The 16,178-nt window shown below is 55.8% G+C and carries 16 protein-coding genes; 15 read left to right on the forward strand and 1 reads right to left on the reverse strand.

The window, feature by feature from the left end:
- The first annotated feature begins 48 nt into the window (after positions 1–48).
- The 12 genes from cysE (at position 49) to ACXADJ_RS03055 (ending at position 12,292) form a co-directional block, all read left to right on the forward strand.
- Positions 49–930: a serine O-acetyltransferase gene (gene cysE, locus ACXADJ_RS03000; protein WP_475068110.1), complete on the forward strand. Its 882-nt coding sequence runs from the start codon at positions 49–51 to the stop codon at positions 928–930.
- Between the two features lie 97 nt (positions 931–1,027).
- Positions 1,028–1,510 carry a Fe-S cluster assembly transcriptional regulator IscR gene (gene iscR, locus ACXADJ_RS03005; RefSeq protein WP_475062926.1) on the forward strand — a complete coding sequence of 161 codons (483 nt, stop codon included), beginning with the start codon at positions 1,028–1,030 and terminating at the stop codon, positions 1,508–1,510.
- 106 nt (positions 1,511–1,616) lie between these two features.
- Positions 1,617–2,774 (forward strand): aminotransferase class V-fold PLP-dependent enzyme, encoded by a 1,158-nt coding sequence (locus tag ACXADJ_RS03010; RefSeq protein WP_475062928.1) that lies wholly within the window; start codon positions 1,617–1,619, stop codon positions 2,772–2,774.
- A 152-nt stretch (positions 2,775–2,926) separates the two neighbouring features.
- Positions 2,927–3,352: a nucleoside-diphosphate kinase gene (ndk, locus tag ACXADJ_RS03015; RefSeq protein ID WP_475062931.1), complete on the forward strand. Its 426-nt coding sequence runs from the start codon at positions 2,927–2,929 to the stop codon at positions 3,350–3,352.
- A 98-nt stretch (positions 3,353–3,450) separates the two neighbouring features.
- A complete protein-coding gene (rlmN, locus tag ACXADJ_RS03020) occupies positions 3,451–4,569 on the forward strand; it encodes a dual-specificity RNA methyltransferase RlmN (protein ID WP_475062934.1) in 1,119 nt (372 codons plus the stop codon).
- Between the two features lie 12 nt (positions 4,570–4,581).
- The gene (locus tag ACXADJ_RS03025; RefSeq protein ID WP_028294488.1) at positions 4,582–5,382 is read left to right on the forward strand and encodes a tetratricopeptide repeat protein; all 801 of its coding nucleotides are present in this window, start codon (positions 4,582–4,584) and stop codon (positions 5,380–5,382) included.
- Positions 5,383–5,408: 26 nt separating this feature from the next.
- Positions 5,409–6,530, forward strand: a complete 1,122-nt coding sequence (gene ispG, locus ACXADJ_RS03030; RefSeq protein ID WP_028294487.1) for a flavodoxin-dependent (E)-4-hydroxy-3-methylbut-2-enyl-diphosphate synthase — start codon at positions 5,409–5,411, stop codon at positions 6,528–6,530.
- A 22-nt stretch (positions 6,531–6,552) separates the two neighbouring features.
- Positions 6,553–7,833, forward strand: a complete 1,281-nt coding sequence (gene hisS, locus ACXADJ_RS03035) for a histidine--tRNA ligase (RefSeq protein ID WP_475062938.1) — start codon at positions 6,553–6,555, stop codon at positions 7,831–7,833.
- 62 nt (positions 7,834–7,895) lie between these two features.
- Complete coding sequence (locus tag ACXADJ_RS03040) at positions 7,896–8,555, forward strand: YfgM family protein (protein WP_475062940.1); 660 nt, start codon at positions 7,896–7,898, stop codon at positions 8,553–8,555.
- Positions 8,555–9,778: an outer membrane protein assembly factor BamB gene (gene bamB, locus ACXADJ_RS03045; protein WP_475062942.1), complete on the forward strand. Its 1,224-nt coding sequence runs from the start codon at positions 8,555–8,557 to the stop codon at positions 9,776–9,778. The genes ACXADJ_RS03040 and bamB overlap by 1 nt, the downstream gene beginning before the upstream one ends.
- Before the next feature lie 70 nt (positions 9,779–9,848).
- Entirely contained in the window at positions 9,849–11,369 is a 1,521-nt protein-coding gene (gene der / locus ACXADJ_RS03050) for a ribosome biogenesis GTPase Der (protein ID WP_475062945.1), read from the forward strand.
- 287 nt (positions 11,370–11,656) lie between these two features.
- On the forward strand, positions 11,657–12,292 hold the full coding sequence (locus tag ACXADJ_RS03055; protein ID WP_475062949.1) for a class I SAM-dependent methyltransferase: 636 nt from the start codon (positions 11,657–11,659) through the stop codon (positions 12,290–12,292).
- Here the strand turns inward: ACXADJ_RS03055 and ACXADJ_RS03060 are convergent.
- A complete protein-coding gene (locus ACXADJ_RS03060; RefSeq protein WP_028294482.1) occupies positions 12,279–12,788 on the reverse strand; it encodes a glycine cleavage system transcriptional repressor in 510 nt (169 codons plus the stop codon). The genes ACXADJ_RS03055 and ACXADJ_RS03060 overlap by 14 nt on opposite strands.
- A gap of 302 nt (positions 12,789–13,090) precedes the next feature.
- Between ACXADJ_RS03060 and ACXADJ_RS03065 the strand changes: the two genes are divergently transcribed.
- The 3 genes from ACXADJ_RS03065 (at position 13,091) to ACXADJ_RS03075 (ending at position 16,149) form a co-directional block, all read left to right on the forward strand.
- Positions 13,091–14,389 (forward strand): homoserine dehydrogenase, encoded by a 1,299-nt coding sequence (locus ACXADJ_RS03065; protein WP_475062952.1) that lies wholly within the window; start codon positions 13,091–13,093, stop codon positions 14,387–14,389.
- A gap of 453 nt (positions 14,390–14,842) precedes the next feature.
- The gene (nudC, locus tag ACXADJ_RS03070; protein WP_475062955.1) at positions 14,843–15,760 is read left to right on the forward strand and encodes an NAD(+) diphosphatase; all 918 of its coding nucleotides are present in this window, start codon (positions 14,843–14,845) and stop codon (positions 15,758–15,760) included.
- A gap of 38 nt (positions 15,761–15,798) precedes the next feature.
- Positions 15,799–16,149, forward strand: coding sequence for a VOC family protein (locus ACXADJ_RS03075; protein ID WP_475062958.1), 351 nt, complete (start codon positions 15,799–15,801; stop codon positions 16,147–16,149).
- Positions 16,150–16,178 lie beyond the last annotated feature (29 nt).

Genomic DNA, 16,178 nt, shown 5'->3' on the forward strand with positions numbered 1-16,178 from the left:
CCGTCGGACTCCCCACTGAAAGGCAGCAAGCAAGAGGAAACCGCCTTGATATTTAAACAACTGCGTGAAGATGTGGCCTGCGTATTCGCACGCGATCCGGCCGCCCGCAACACCTTTGAAGTGCTGACGACCTATCCGGGCGTCCATGCCATTCTGCACTACCGCATGGCGAATGCACTTTGGTGTCGTGGCTTCAAATGGTTGGCGCGTTTGCTGTCTACGTTCAGTCGTTGGGTTACCGGTGTGGAAATCCACCCTGGCGCCACCATTGGCCAGCGTTTCTTTATTGACCACGGTATGGGCGTGGTGATTGGTGAAACCGCAGAAATCGGTAACGACTGCACTCTTTATCATGGCGTTACCCTTGGCGGCACCAGCTGGAACAAGGGCAAGCGTCACCCAACCCTGCATGATGGCGTGGTTGTGGGTGCTGGCGCCAAGGTGCTTGGCCCGATTGTGGTGGGTAAGGATGCCCGTATCGGTTCCAACGCGGTGGTGACCAAAGCCGTGCCGGAAGGTGCCACTGTGGTGGGTATTCCGGGCCGTATTGTGCGTGTTAATGGCCAGAAGAAAGAAGTGCCAGCGGCGGCAGTACGTATGGCCGAGAAGCTGGGTTTCGATGCTTACGGTATGTCCAGCGATATGCCAGACCCGATTGCCCGCTCGATTCACAACATGATGGAGCACATGGAAGCGGTGGATAACAAGATTGACCGCATGTGCAAGGCCATGGGTGAAGCCGGTATTCACAACTGCGATGACGCCTTGCCGGAATTGGCTCGTGAAGACTTTGTCAGCCTCAGTGATATGGATGCGCAGGCCAATAAAGTAGCGACGGAGAAAGACGCGAATGTTGCTCGTGGTTCTGTTGCTGACAGCAAACACAGTTCCGACTCTGAAACAAAAGAGGCCGATGCTGACAAATTGTGATGCAAGTACTGTGTAAAGAGACATGGATCAACGGCTTTAATGTTGACTGAATTGGTCGGAAATAAAGATAATCCCGACCAATTCGGAGGATTTTTCCATGCGACTGACAACCAAAGGCCGTTACGCGGTGACCGCCATGCTCGATCTGGCCATCCATGCCGAAGGCGGCCCGGTAAGTCTCAATGATATTTCAGGTCGACAGGGTATTTCCCTGTCGTACCTCGAGCAACTGTTTGCCCGGCTGCGCCGCTGCGGTCTGGTGTCCAGTATTCGTGGCCCCGGCGGCGGCTATCAACTCAGCCGCGATCAGGACGCCATTAATGTGGCCGAGATCGTCGATGCGGTGAACGAATCCATGGACGCTACTCGTTGCCAGAAACAAGGAAACTGTCAGGAAGGCCTGGAGTGTTTGACGCACCATTTATGGCTGGACCTGAGCGATCAGATTCACGACTTCCTGTCCGACATCACCCTCAAGCAGCTGATTGAGCGCCGGGAGGTGCAGCAAACCGCCAAACGTCAGGATGAACACTCCGCCAGCCGCATTGATGTCCTGTTATCCGACGCCGTAGGCAGTTAAGAACGACTCGCCTCGCTTTGCCGTGAGTTTTCGCACACGCAGGGCAGGGCCAACCGAATAACAGGCAGAGTGGTTACCCCTCTGCCTTTTTTGATTTGGAAGCACCATGAAAACCCTGTATCTGGATTATGCCGCCACCACACCGGTCGACCCGGCGGTCGCGCAAGCCATGACCGAATGTCTGACTCTGGATGGCAACTTTGCCAACCCGGCCTCCCGTTCCCATCGTTTTGGTTGGCAGGCCGAAGCGGCGGTTGAAAAGGCCCGTCGTCAGGTGGCCGATATGTTGGGCGCTGACCCGCGCGAAATCGTCTGGACTTCTGGTGCGACGGAAAGCGATAACCTGGCACTGAAAGGAGTGGTGGAGTACATCCGCAGTCACAACCCTGAACAGAAATGTCACATCATCAGTTCCTGCATCGAGCATAAGGCGATTCTGGACACACTGAAGTGGCTGGAAAGCCAGGGTGTGGGCGTAACCTTACTGAGCCCGGACGCCGACGGCTTGATCACCCCCGAGCAAGTACAAGACGCGCTGCGTGACGACACCGTGCTGGTCACCCTGATGGCGGTGAACAACGAACTGGGCACGGTGACCGACATCGCCGCTATTGGCGCGTTGTTGCAAAATCACCCGGCGCTGCTGCATGTCGATGCCGCTCAGGCCGCGGGCAAGATTCCTTGCAATGTGAACGACTGGCAGGCCGATCTGGTGTCGTTGTCGGCGCATAAATTCTATGGCCCGAAAGGCGTTGGCGCTTTGTACGTTCGACGCCAGCCGCTGGCCCACGTCAGTGCCCAGATGCACGGCGGTGGCCATGAGCGCGGTATGCGTTCAGGCACTCTGCCAACTCACCAGCTGGTGGGTATGGGCGAAGCCGCCGCGTTGGTTACAGCGCAGTTTGCTGAAGAAGAAGCCCGTATTCGTGCGCTGCGTGACAAGCTCGAAGCGGCCATGTTGGCGTTGGGTGGTGTGCATGTGAACGGTCATCCGCAGCAGCGCACCGCGGCCCATATGAACCTGTCTTTTGAAGGTGTGGATGGCGAAATTCTGCTGGCTTCGCTGGCGCAAGTCGCGGTGTCGTCCGGTTCGGCCTGTACCTCGGCCAGTGTTGAACCGTCGTATGTGCTGAAGGCCATTGGCCGTTCTGACGTACTGGCTCATGCCGGTTTGCGCTTCAGTCTGGGTCGCTTTACCACTGCAGAAGACATCGACTTTGCCATCGAAACCGTTACCCGTGTGATCGGGCTGTTGCGAAAGTAAACGCTGGTTCAGGGTAATCTGCTGCAAAAGCGACACAAAGCGCCGGAAATACTGTGCCGGGTGTCATTTGGTGCGTACAACTTTGGTAAAAACGTGCGTATAATCCGCCGGATTTTTAACCCTGAATTTATTTATAGAATTGGAGCATACACATGGCTGTTGAACGCACGCTGTCCATCGTTAAGCCAGACGCAGTTGGCAAAAACGTAATCGGTGAAATCCTGGCTCGTTTCGAGAAAGCTGGCCTGTCCATCGTTGCCGCTAAAATGGTACGTCTGGACGACGAAAAAGCTGGCGGTTTCTACGCTGAGCACAAAGAGCGTCCTTTCTTCAAGGATCTGGTTGGTTTCATGACTTCCGGTCCTGTTGTTGTTCAGGTTCTGGAAGGCGAAAACGCCATCGCTCTGAACCGCGAACTGATGGGTGCTACCAACCCTAAAGAAGCGGCTGAAGGCACTATCCGCGCTGACTTCGCTCAAAGCATCGACGCTAACGCTGTTCACGGTTCCGACTCCGCTGCTTCTGCAGAACGTGAAATCGCGTACTTCTTCGCTGCAGACGAAATCTGCGCTCGCTAAGATCGGCTTGCCGTATTAGCTGATGAGGGCGGATTGCCCTCATCCTTCTTTTCAAAATCAACCTCTGCTGGGAAGCACCAAGCCAGGTAACTTGTTCGATGACCGAAGCCTCAGAAAAAATCAATCTGCTGGGATTATCCCCAACCAAAATGGAAGAATTTTTTGCCAGCATCGGCGAAAAGAAATTCCGTGCCCAGCAGATGCTGAAGTGGATTCATCAGTACGGCGAGGCGGATTTTGAAAAGATGACCAACATGGGCAAGGGCTTGCGCGCCAAGCTGGCCGAGATCTCCGAGATCGCTCTGCCTGAAGTGGTGTACGAAGACATCTCATCCGATGGCACCCGTAAATGGGTGATGCGCATGCCTGGCGGCAGCTCCATCGAGACGGTTTATATCCCTGAAAAAGAACGCGGCACCCTCTGTGTTAGCTCACAGATTGGTTGCTCGTTGGACTGCTCTTTCTGTTCCACCGGTAAGCAAGGCTTTAACCGCGATCTGACCGTGGCCGAGATCATTGGCCAGGTATATGTAGCGGCAATGAGCTTCCACGAGCCCGGTGAACGTCGTGAGCGTCGTATTACCAACGTTGTGATGATGGGCATGGGCGAACCGCTGTTGAACTTCAATAACGTGGTCGACGCCATGAACCTGATGATGGACGACAACGCCTATGGCCTGTCCAAGCGCCGTGTGACCCTGAGTACTTCAGGCGTGGTGCCAATGATGGACAAGCTGGGCGACGTCACTGACGTGTCGCTGGCGGTATCCCTGCACGCACCGAACGATGAACTGCGTAACGAGCTGGTGCCGATCAACAAGAAGTACCCGCTGAAAGAGCTGATCGCGGCGACCAACCGCTATCTGTCCAAGCTGCCGGACCGTCGCAAGGCCACCATCGAATACACCATGATGGAAGGCGTGAACGACACCATGGAACATGCCGAGCAGCTGGCCGAGCTGATGAAGCAGGTGCCGTGCAAGATCAACCTGATTCCGTTCAACCCGTTCCCGAATTCCGGCTACAAGCGCCCAAGTAATAATCGCGTGTACCGTTTCCGCGATCACCTGATCAATGAAGGTCACATCGTGACCATTCGATCGACCCGTGGCGATGATATTGATGCGGCCTGTGGTCAGCTGGTAGGTCGCGTTGCCGACCGTACCCGACGCAGCGCCAAGTACATCAAGGCTGTTCAACTGGATTCCAATCAATAAGGCTACTCAGGCATGAGACAACTCGGAAAAATCCTGCAACATCTGACGCTGTTCACCTTGCTGGCAGCGCTGACTTCCTGTGTGACAGTGACCGAAAGTCGATTGCAAAAGAACAAGGACCCGGAAAAAGCCGTCGAAAACTACACCCAGTTGGGTTACGGCTACTTGCAGAAAGATCGTCCGGACTTGGCTCGTAAACGTCTGCAAAAAGCACTCAGCATCGATGCCACCTACGCCCCGGCCAACGACGCCATGGGCTTGCTGTGGCAAAGCGAAGGGGAATTCGACCTGGCGGAAGAATTCCTCAAGAAAGCAGTTGCCTACGACAGCGACTTCAGCGCGGCCAAACACCACCTGGGCCGTTTGTACACTCAGCTGAAGCAATACCAGCAAGCCGAAGAATGGCTGAAAATTGCCGCTGGTGATCGTTACTATGAAGGCCGTGCCCGTGCCTACAACGACCTGGCGCGGAACTTCTACCTGCAAGGCATGCCGGTGAAGGCTACTGACAGCTACCGCCAATCCTTGCGTCTGGAACCATACAACGCCGAAGCGCTGGCCAATATTTCCACCTTGCTGTTTGAAGCCCAGCGTTACGACGATTCCAACAAATACTTCAACCGCCTCGACCGCATGGCTCAGGCGGGCACCCTCAAGCACACGGCGCACAGCGCCTGGCTGGGTATTCGACTGGCGACCATCTTCCAGAACATGGGACAAGTGGTTCGACTGGCGGCCATCCTCAAGCAGGATTATCCGAAATCGACAGAATATCGCCTGTATCAGGAGTCCCTCGCTGGGGCTCAGGGTTAAGGTTCAGGCACAAGCGAGACTGACAGATGCACTTTGAAAATCCGATCAAACGTCGTAAGAGCCGTAAAATCTGGGTCGGTGATGTGCCGGTGGGCGGCGATGCGCCTATCTCCATTCAGACCATGACCAACACCGACACGCTGGACGTGGACGCCACCGTGGCGCAAATCCAGCGTGCCCAGGATGCCGGTGCGGACATCGTGCGTGTGTCCGTACCTTCGATGGAAGCGGCCGATGCTTTCGGCAAGATTCGCCAGCAGGTGAACATCCCGCTGGTTACCGACATCCATTTTGACTACCGCATTGCCCTCAAAGTGGCCGATCTGGGTGCAGACTGTCTGCGTATCAACCCGGGTAATATTGGCCGTGATGATCGTGTGCGTGCGGTGGTTGATGCTGCCCGTCACAATGGCATTCCAATCCGTATCGGTGTTAACGCCGGTTCCTTGGAAAAAGAGCTGCAGAAAAAATACGGCGAGCCGACGCCTGCGGCACTGGTGGAATCCGCCATGCGCCACATTGATATCCTCGACAAGCTCGATTTTCAGGATTTCAAACTGAGTCTGAAGGCCTCCGACATCTTTATGACGGTGGCGGCTTATCGCCAAATTGCCAGTCAGATTGAACAGCCGCTGCATTTGGGCATCACAGAAGCCGGCGGTTTGCGCGGCGGTACTGTGAAGTCGTCCATCGGTCTGGGCCTGTTGTTGTGGGATGGCATCGGCGACACCATTCGTGTTTCGCTGGCGGCCGACCCGATTGAGGAAGTGAAAGTGGGCTGGGACATGCTGAAGTCCCTCAAACTGCGCTCCCGTGGCATTAACTTTATTGCTTGCCCAAGCTGTTCACGTCAGAACTTTGATGTGATCAAAACCATGAACGAGCTGGAAACCCGCGTTGAAGACATCCGTACCAATATGGATGTTTCCGTGATCGGCTGTGTGGTGAACGGCCCGGGTGAGGCGAAAGAAACTGACGTTGGTTTGGCCGGTGGTCAGCCTAACCTGATCTACATCGACGGCAAGCCCGCGACCAAGTTGGGCAATGACAACCTGGTCGATGAACTGGAAGCCCTGATTCGTCAGCGTGCTGCCGAGCTGGACGAACAACGCAAAGACATGATTGCAACCGACGCCTCTGCGGAATAAGCGGGTCGGTAAAGAGAAGAATATGAGCAAGAAAATCCAAGCCGTTAAAGGCATGAACGACATCCTGCCAACCCAAAGCCCGGTGTGGCAGTACCTGGAAGGTACCGTCAAGGAGCTGCTGGCAGGCTACGGTTACAACGAAATTCGTATGCCGATTGTTGAACAGACCAATCTGTTCAAGCGTTCCATCGGTGAAGTGACCGACATCGTTGAAAAAGAGATGTACACCTTTGACGACCGTAACAAGTTGAGCCTTACCTTGCGTCCGGAAGGTACAGCGTCCTGTGTACGCGCTTGTGAAGAACACGGCCTGCTGTACAACCAGACCCAACGTCTGTGGTACACCGGCCCGATGTTCCGGTATGAAAATCCTCAAAAAGGCCGCTACCGTCAGTTCTACCAGATTGGTGTAGAAACCTTTGGTATTGGCTCTGCCGATATCGACGCCGAGCTGATCCTGATGACGGCTCGTCTGTGGAAGCAACTGGGCATCGCCGATTCTGTTACCTTGCAGCTGAACACGCTGGGTTCCAACGACGCACGTGCGGAATACCGCGCAGCGCTGGTGGAATACCTCAGCCAGTTCAAGGATCAGCTGGACGAAGACAGCCAGCGTCGTCTGGAAACCAACCCTCTGCGGGTACTGGATTCCAAAGACCCGAACACTCAGGCTCTGTTGAAAGACGCGCCTCAGCTGCACGATCACCTGGATGAAGAATCCGCCGCCGATTTCGCCAAACTGCGCGCCATTCTGGATGCCGCCGGTGTGGGTTATGAAATCAACCAGCGTCTGGTGCGTGGTCTGGATTATTACAACAAGACGGTGTTTGAGTGGGTAACCGACAAACTGGGTTCCCAGGGCACGGTGTGTGCCGGTGGCCGTTACGACGGTCTGGTCGAGCAGTTGGGTGGCAAGGCCACACCAGCGGTGGGTTTCGCCATGGGGGTTGAGCGTCTGATCCTGATGCTGGAAACCCTTGACGTGATTCCGGCGGAAGTACACCAGACGGTGGATGTTTACATCTGCGCGCTGGGTGAAGGCGCTGACCTGGCCGCCTTGCTGCTGGCCGACAAGCTGCGTGAAGACAACGGCTGGCTGCGCGTGCAAACGCACTGCGGCGGTGGCAGCTTCAAGAGCCAGATGAAAAAAGCCGACAAGAGCGGTGCTCGCTACGCACTGCTGCTGGGCGAAACTGAACTGGCTGACGGTACCGCTGCGGTGAAAGATCTGCGTGGCGAAGCCGAACAGCAAACCATCCCGCAGGCCGAACTGGCTGCGTGGTTGGCAGACAATATGCTGTGATCGCTGAGGCGATCCGGCAACCAAACCTAAATTAAAAACGTTGGAAAAGGGGACGTCAGGCAATGACTGAACTGCGTACGGATGAAGAACAGGCAGAAATGCTGAAAAACTGGTGGGCAGAGAACGGCAAGAGCCTGTTGGCGACGGTCGTAATCGTTGCTGGCGGCTGGATTGGCTGGGATTTCTACCAGACCCAACAGCAGCAAACCGGTGAAGCTGCTGCACAGATTTATTCGCAGCTGACCGAGCAAGCCGCACTGGCCCAGTCGGGTTCCAACGTTGCAGCGCAACAGGAAGCAGTGGCATTGGCAGAGCAGTTGAAGAAAGACTTCGACGGTTCTACCTACAGCCAGTTTGGTTCGTTGTTTTTGGCCCGCTTTGCTGCCGATAACGGCGACATGGAAAGCGCTGCCAAGGAACTGCGTACACTGGTCGACAGTGCTGAAGCGCCGATCAAGTACATGGCCAAGGTTCGTTTGGCCAACGTACTGGTGGAACTGAACGATACTGACGCTGCCATTGCATTGGTCAGCACCGTTGAAGACCCAGCTTACGCTTCCCAGTATCTGGAAGTGAAAGGCGATGCGCTGTATCGCAAAGGCGATCTGGGCGCGGCTCGTGAAGCCTACCTGGCGGCGATTGATTCAGCTTCCGAGCTGGGTCTGGATACCCAGCCACTGAAGCGCAAGGCCGACTTCCTGGTTGCTGCTGAGGACGCCTGATGCTGATTCGCGCAAGCCTGCTGGCCGCAGCTGTACTGCTGGCTGGCTGTTCATCATCACCCGAGCAACCGCAAGACGACAGCACCGTAATCGATACTTCGGTGGACGTTGGCAGCAACGGCCTGTCGGTTGAATGGCGTACTCGCGTGGGGCAGGGTGTGGGATCTCACTACACCCGTATTGCGCCAGCGGTGGTGGACGACAAACTGTATATTGCGAGCCGTGATGGCCGCATTGCCCAATTGGAGCTGGCCAGCGGCGACGCCGACTGGGTAGTCACGCTCGACGATGACATTGGTGCTGGCGTTGCTGTGCAGGGCCAGTACCTGATTGTGGCAACCCGCAACGGTGTGCTGCACTGTCTGGATCGCAACAACGGCGAAGAAATCTGGCAAGCGCCGCTGAGCAGCGAAGCCGTGTCTCCGGCCGGTTTTGACAGCAGCAAAGCCTACGTTCATACCATTGATGGCCGTATTTCTGCGTTTGACCTGGCAACCGGTGCCCAACGTTGGTCCTATGAAACCGCCATGCCGATTCTGTCAGTGCGTGGTACTGCCAGTCCGGTGGTTGTTGGCGGAGCCGTGGTTACCGGTTTGGCTAACGGCAAGGTGGTTGCGATTGATGCTCGTCTGGGTGTTCCGTCCTGGGAAAAGCGTCTGGCGACACCAGAAGGCCGTTCTGAGCTGGAACGTCTGGTCGATTCCGACGGTACGGTTCAGGTCGATAACCAGCTGATTTACGCTGCCAGCTACCACGGTAAAATGGCCGCTTTGAGCGCATCCGGTGAAACCCGTTGGGAACAGGATGCCTCCAGCTACACCAGTCCGGCGATGGCATTGGGTAACCTCTACCTGACGCTGGACGACAGCTCTGTTCAGGCGTTTGACGTTTACTCCGGCAACCCGGTATGGACGCAGAAAAGCCTGCAAGGCAAACAACTGGGCGCAGTTGAAGCATGGGATGGCAAGTTGGCCGTGGTCGATTCCGACGGTTACATCTACTTGCTGAGCCAAATTGACGGCGAGATTACATCGCGCTTGTCATTGGTTCCGAATGCGCTGCACGTCAGCTACCCTAATCAGTCAGAAGCGACCCGGTGGCGTCGTCTGCGTGGCCAGCACTTCGGTGCCTACAGCCCGCTGCAAGCCACTGCGGAAGGTTTGCTGGTGTACACCAATAACGGTGACATCATGCTGCTGACGCAGGACGATACAGACTCCTGATACACTGGGTTCAGCTGTCTGAATGTGTGGGGGAGCAAACGCTCCCCTTTTGTATTTATTGAGGTATTTCATGGTTCCTGTCATTGCATTGGTAGGTCGACCGAACGTTGGCAAATCCACTCTGTTTAACCGTCTGACCAAAACCCGCGATGCGCTGGTGGCGGAGATTGCGGGCCTGACCCGCGACCGTAAGTACGGCGAAGGCAAGGTCGGCGACTATCCATTCATCGTTATTGATACCGGCGGTATCAGCGGTGAGGAAGAAGGCATTGATGAGGCCATGGCTCACCAGAGCTATCAGGCCATTCAGGAAGCAGACATTGTTTTCTTCATGGTGGACTCCAACGCCGGTATTCTGGAAGGCGACCGCGTGATCGCCAACCATCTGCGTAAAAGCGGCAAATCGGCGTATCTGGTTGCCAACAAGATCGACGGTAAAAACCCGGACGTTGTGTTGGGCGAAATGTACGAACTCGGCATGGGCGAGCCGCTGGCGATTGCAGCGGCCCACAACCGTGGCGTCACCGCGCTGGTCGAGTACGTGATGGAAGAATTGCACGGCAAGCCGGAAGAACCGGAAGCCGACCTGGACGAATGGAACTACGTTTGGGATGAAGACGAAGACGGTAACCTTGAGGAAGTGGTTCACGAAGAACTCGACGTCAAAGGCATCAAGATTGCCGTGGTTGGCCGCCCGAACGTGGGCAAGTCGACGCTGGTAAACCGCTTCCTTGGCGAAGACCGTGTGGTGGTGTACGACGAAGCCGGTACTACCCGGGATTCGGTTTACATTCCGTACGAGCGTCACGGTCAGGATTACACCTTGATTGATACTGCCGGTGTCCGTCGTCGCAAGAACATCAGCGAAGCCGCCGAGAAGTTCTCCATCATCAAGACGTTGCAGGCCATTCAGGACTGTCACGTCTGTATTCTGGTGCTGGATGCCCGTACCGGCATCGTCGAGCAAGACCTGCACATGCTCAGCTTTGTGCTGAACGCCGGTCGTGCGCTGGTGATCGCCATCAACAAGTGGGATGGCATGACCCAGGACGACAAGGATCGCGTGAAAACCGAGATCGACCGTCGTTTCGATTTCCTCACCTTTGCCGACATGCACTTTATTTCAGCGCTGCATGGCACCGGTGTAGGCCACCTGTACGAATCTGTTGATCAGGCGTATGAATCCGCCATGGGCAAGTGGCAGACCAACATGCTGACTCGCATTATGGAAGACGCCGTTGCCAGCCATCAGCCTCCGATGGTACGTAGCCGTCGTCCGAAACTGCGTTACGCCCACCAGGGTGGTTCCAATCCGCCGTTGCTGGTGGTTCACGGCAGTCTGGTAAATGACCTGCCGGAAGACTACAAGCGTTACCTGGCCAACACCTTCCGTCGCGTGTTGGACATCAAGGGCACGCCGATTCGGGTTGAATTCCGTCAGGGCGAAAACCCGTACGCTGAAACCAAAACGGAAGTACGCCACCGTAGTCGTCGTCGTGCGGAAGCGGTTGAACGTACGGCCAACAAGCGTCGTATCAAGCAGGAAAAAGTCCAGAAAGGCGCTAAAAAGCGCAACCGTAACAGCGGTTAATCGCTCGCTGGTTTTCTGCCTAAACAAAAAAGCCGAACCCGATACAGGGTTCGGCTTTTTTGTGGGCGTCGCTCGGGCTTCTGTACATCTGTCAGGTTGGTTTTGACAGTTAGTACCTGTCTTAACTGTCAGTAGGGCTTGTATTTGGTGTCAGCGCTTATGGGGAGCGCAAAAATCGACCAATCTGAAACGACCAAATGTTTTCAGGCTGCATGAGGTTTGGCCCTGCGCTGTTTTAGTTGCCGTGCCGGTCTTTCCGCAGCACAGCTATTCAGAGCGAGGGAGTTATGCCTTCACCATTGGCCAGTGTGCCGTATTACGAAAAACACGCCGCGCGTTTGGCGGAATCCTACGACACGCTCGCATTCGAGCAGTTGCACAACGACTGGGCCAGCCGCCTGCCAAATCCGGGTAAGGCTTTGGATGTTGGTGCTGGCACCGGCCGTGATGCGCTGTGGCTGGCCTTGCACGGTTGGCAGGTAACGGCGGTCGAACCCGCTGATGCCATGCGCGAGCTGGCTGCCCGCAAAACCCTGGCACTGGGACTGGACGATGACTCGTTGTGTTGGCACAACGATGCCTTGCCAGCGTTAAACAGTGTGCAGGGGCAAAGTTATCAGTTGGTGCTGGTGTCGGCGGTGTGGATGCACCTGTCGGTAGCCCATCGTCCGGCGGCGTTCAAACGGCTGATCGAGTTACTGGCCGAAGACGGCATGCTGGTGATGACACTGCGGGATGGCCCGAACGAGTGTCAGCGGCCAATGTATCCGGTCAGCAAGGAAGAAATCATCTCGCTGGGGCGACCCATGGGATTACAGGTTGAAGTGGTGAGCGGGCGGAGCAAACAGCCGGATCTGCTCAAGCGCCCCGATGTGCGCTGGCAGACCCTGATTATCAAGCGGGAAGCTCTCAGGCTGGTGTGATTTCCACCATCAGCTCGTCGCTGAGCTGCTCCAGCGCTTCTTTCACATCGTCGTCGTCCAGTTCGTCTGGCACCTGCAATTCTGCATCGGCATGGAACATGGTGACACCGGTCATTTCGGCCTGGAAACAATAGGTCGTCAGTTCCAGCACGTTCACACCCAGTTTGGCCATCTTGCCCGACACTTCACTGACAATACCGGCGCGGTCGTTGCCCACCAGGCTCAGGTTCAGGTGGTGGCTGCCTTCTTCGTCGTTGCTGCCGCGTTCGGCGCGAATCTCAATGCCCTTGCCAGCCAGTGCGCCCAGATCGGCAATCAGTGGCTCGTAGGCTTCGTCTTCCAGTTTAACGTGGATAATACCGGCGAATTTGCCCGCCAGACTGGCCATGCGGCTTTCGGTCCAATTGCCGTTGTGGGCGGAAATCACGGCGGATATATGTTCAACAATGCCGGGCTTGTCGTCGGCGATGACCGTAAGAACCAAGGATGTCGTCATAAGAAAGCTGCCAAAATAGTGATGAAAACAGCGCTGAGGTTAACAAGCCTTGGCCTTGGCACCAAGCAGGATCGATGATAAGGCCGAAACCGGTCAATATCGTTGATCCTGATGCCGCCTTCCAGTAGCCTTTGGCGCTTTGTTTTGTCTGCGGCCATCGCCCTTGGTGGTGGCCCTGTGGTAAATTTCCCGGCCCGAGCGCCGTGCAGAGATTTGCAGGCAGTCGATGACGTCGGCCAGTTGAACGGCAATGACCTTGTGTCAGCCAGTCCGTGCCGCAATTTATTCAAGAGGAGATGACCTTGAAACCGGTAAAAGTTGGTATCTGTGGTTTAGGTACAGTCGGCGGTGGTACTTACAATGTACTGACCACCAATGCGCAAAACATTGCACGCCGGGCGGGTCGCGAGATTATTGTGGCGCAGATTGGCGCCCGTCGTCCGAACCCGAATTGTGACACCACTGGCGTCGAGGTGACCGCCGACATTTTTGACGTTGCCCGCAACCCGGACATCGACATCGTGGTAGAGCTGATTGGCGGCTATGACGTGGCTCGTGAGCTGGTAATGCTGGCTATCGAAAACGGCAAGCACGTTGTGACTGCCAACAAGGCCTTGATCGCCGAGCACGGTGAAGAAATCTTCGCCGCCGCTGAGCGTCAGGGTGTTTCCGTGATGTACGAAGCAGGCGTTGCCGGTGGTATTCCAATCATCAAGGCGCTGCGTGAAGGTCTGGCGGCTAACCGCATCAACTGGCTTGCCGGCATCATCAACGGTACCGGTAACTTCATTCTGACCGAGATGCGCGACAAGGGTCGTGACTTCGCCGACGTGCTGAAAGAAGCCCAGGAGCTGGGTTACGCCGAAGCGGATCCAACGTTCGACGTTGAAGGCATCGATGCGGCCCACAAGCTGACTATTCTGGCTTCCATTGCCTACGGTATTCCGCTGCAGTTCAACCGTTGCTACACCGAAGGCATCAGCAAGATCACCCGTGACGACGTTGAATACGCCGAAGAGCTGGGTTACCGCATCAAGCACCTGGGTGTGAGCTGTCAGACCGAAAAAGGCATCGACCTGCGCGTTCACCCAACCCTGATTCCGGAAGATCGTCCAATCGCCAAGGTTGACGGTGTTCTGAACGCTGTAATGGTGAACGGCAACGCTGTGGGCGATACCCTGTACGTTGGTGCTGGCGCTGGCGCTGGTCCAACGGCCTCTGCCGTCGTTGCTGACATTATTGATCTGGCTCGCACCCTGGAAGCCGATGCGACCAACCGTGTTAATCACCTGGCTTACAACGTGATTGAGGACGACAAGGTACTGCCAATTGAAGAGGTGGAAACCGCTTACTACCTGCGTATTCAGGCGCAGGACAAAACCGGTGTACTGGCGTCAGTGGCGACCATTCTGAGCGAGCGTGGCATCAACATTGAAGCCATCATTCAGAAAGAGCCTTCTGAAACCGAAGAGCTGGCGCAGATCATTATCCTGACGCACCGAGTTATGGAAAAAACCATGAACGGCGCGCTGGAAGCCATCAGCGAGCTGGACAGCACTGTGGGCGACATTACCCGCATCCGTGTTGAACACCTGGCCTGATTCGATCTGAGTCAGTGCTGATCAAAGCCCTGTCCCCGGACAGGGCTTTTTTGTTTCTGCCGGTTGATAGGGCTGCTTGCTGCAACGGCCTGATCATTTGCGGGCACGCCATCACAGCGTTATGTTGTAGAGGGGACATCTATTTAATCCGGTGCTCACTCTGGGCTGCCGGATGGTGTCGAATCACGAAGCCGACTTGCAGGCCTGACGGGTCAAGTCAAAAGTTGGCGACACCGAGTCGAGATCATCCGGCAGCCCCCGCAGGGCGCGGGTTGCCGCCGCCCAGTGCTGTGTTGATGAACCTACGCGGCCCGATTTGAAAAGGACTCGTCATTTCGCTGCATTCGTCGCCTTGCACTGAACAACGGCAACACTCGCGCAGAGCCGTGCAGGATTAAATAGATGTCCCCTAGAGACCGACTTCCTTCGAACTGACCTGATAAGGTGGATCGTGTGAGTATTTCCAAAGACCAGGCATCTGCGTCTGATAATGACTGTGTGCCTGATAATCACTGTGTCATTGCAACCTTCGAGCTGGTGGACACCGAGCTACCGGCACCAGAGAGCAGCAGCGGCTGGTTTCTGACCATTGCCAATGGTGAATTGCCTACCGACAGTCATGGTTTGCTGGTGTTGTGGACCCAGGCCCAGTTTGATCAGCAGTTTGCCAGTGTAGAAGGCCTGGTTCGCCAGGCGCCGCTGTTTCTGGGTATGGCCAATGGCAATCAGCCTTGTTTTGTTGCTGTGCTTGACGCTCAGCCGGCGCTGAAGGCTGCCAACTGGGCAGCACCAAGAGCGCTGTTGCCAACGCTGTCGGCAGACCAGTATCTGGCGGTGTCTCGTGGCCTGCAATTGGGCGTATGGGCACGCGACCATGCCTATTGTGGTGCCTGTGGCAGTGCCACCGAGCCTCATAGCAGCGAACGCGCCATGCACTGCGTTTCGTGCAACAAGTTCTATTACCCGCGCATCAACCCCTGTGTGATCACCATTGTGACCAAAGGTGACTATTGCCTGTTGGCGCACCACACCCGTTACGCCACCGATTTTTACAGTACGCTGGCAGGGTTTATTGAAGCGGGTGAAACCATCGAGGCGGCCGTGCACCGTGAGATTTTTGAAGAAGTGAGCGTGCGGGTGAAAAACCTGCGTTACTTCGGTAGCCAGAGCTGGCCGTTCCCGGGACAGCTGATGGTTGGCTTCAGTGCCGAACACGCCGAAGGCGAGATTGAAATCGATGGCAACGAAATTGACGATGCTCGTTGGTTTCATTACAACGAGCTCCCCAACACGCCGGGAACCGTGTCGATTTCCGGCCAGTTGATCCGCCAGTTTGTTGAAGCTCGCAAGGCGGCCAATGGCGAGCTTTGATCGGCACTTGGCTGGAAATATCCAATAAGGAGAGCAGCATGCATCTGCACGGAAAACTGAACTACGTCGAATTCGCCAGCCGCGATCTGGCCGCTACCAAAGCGTTTTTCGGCAACGCCTTTGATTGGCAATTTACCGATTATGGCGACGATTACACGGCGTTCAGTAATGAGGGGTTGGATGGCGGGTTCTTCAAAAGCGACAAGGTTGCAACGCCGGCTTCAGGTGCTCCCTTACTGGTGTTCTACAGTGCAGAACTCGAAAGCACTCAAGTCGCTGTAGAAGCGGCTGGGGCTGAAATCAGCCAGGCGATTTTCAGTTTTCCAGGCGGGCGTCGCTTTCACTTTGTTGAGCCAGGAGGCAATGAGTTTGCAGTATGGTCCGAGTAACCCATCAGCTGGGTATGAAGGCGGTCAGC

The sequence above is a fragment of the Oceanobacter sp. ABM4_470 genome (genome assembly GCF_056158645.1).

What these genes read in the sequence shown, in the direction of transcription:
- ACXADJ_RS03025 (WP_028294488.1), top strand. Translation starts at nt 4,582, where the DNA reads ATGAGACAACTCGGAAAAATCCTGCAACATCTGACGCTGTTCACCTTG.
- ispG (WP_028294487.1), top strand. Translation starts at nt 5,409, where the DNA reads ATGCACTTTGAAAATCCGATCAAACGTCGTAAGAGCCGTAAAATCTGG.
- der (WP_475062945.1), top strand. Translation starts at nt 9,849, where the DNA reads ATGGTTCCTGTCATTGCATTGGTAGGTCGACCGAACGTTGGCAAATCC.
- bamB (WP_475062942.1), top strand. Translation starts at nt 8,555, where the DNA reads ATGCTGATTCGCGCAAGCCTGCTGGCCGCAGCTGTACTGCTGGCTGGC.
- ACXADJ_RS03010 (WP_475062928.1), top strand. Translation starts at nt 1,617, where the DNA reads ATGAAAACCCTGTATCTGGATTATGCCGCCACCACACCGGTCGACCCG.
- rlmN (WP_475062934.1), top strand. Translation starts at nt 3,451, where the DNA reads ATGACCGAAGCCTCAGAAAAAATCAATCTGCTGGGATTATCCCCAACC.
- ACXADJ_RS03060 (WP_028294482.1), bottom strand. Translation starts at nt 12,788, where the DNA reads ATGACGACATCCTTGGTTCTTACGGTCATCGCCGACGACAAGCCCGGC.
- iscR (WP_475062926.1), top strand. Translation starts at nt 1,028, where the DNA reads ATGCGACTGACAACCAAAGGCCGTTACGCGGTGACCGCCATGCTCGAT.
- ACXADJ_RS03075 (WP_475062958.1), top strand. Translation starts at nt 15,799, where the DNA reads ATGCATCTGCACGGAAAACTGAACTACGTCGAATTCGCCAGCCGCGAT.
- ndk (WP_475062931.1), top strand. Translation starts at nt 2,927, where the DNA reads ATGGCTGTTGAACGCACGCTGTCCATCGTTAAGCCAGACGCAGTTGGC.
- ACXADJ_RS03055 (WP_475062949.1), top strand. Translation starts at nt 11,657, where the DNA reads ATGCCTTCACCATTGGCCAGTGTGCCGTATTACGAAAAACACGCCGCG.
- hisS (WP_475062938.1), top strand. Translation starts at nt 6,553, where the DNA reads ATGAGCAAGAAAATCCAAGCCGTTAAAGGCATGAACGACATCCTGCCA.
- ACXADJ_RS03040 (WP_475062940.1), top strand. Translation starts at nt 7,896, where the DNA reads ATGACTGAACTGCGTACGGATGAAGAACAGGCAGAAATGCTGAAAAAC.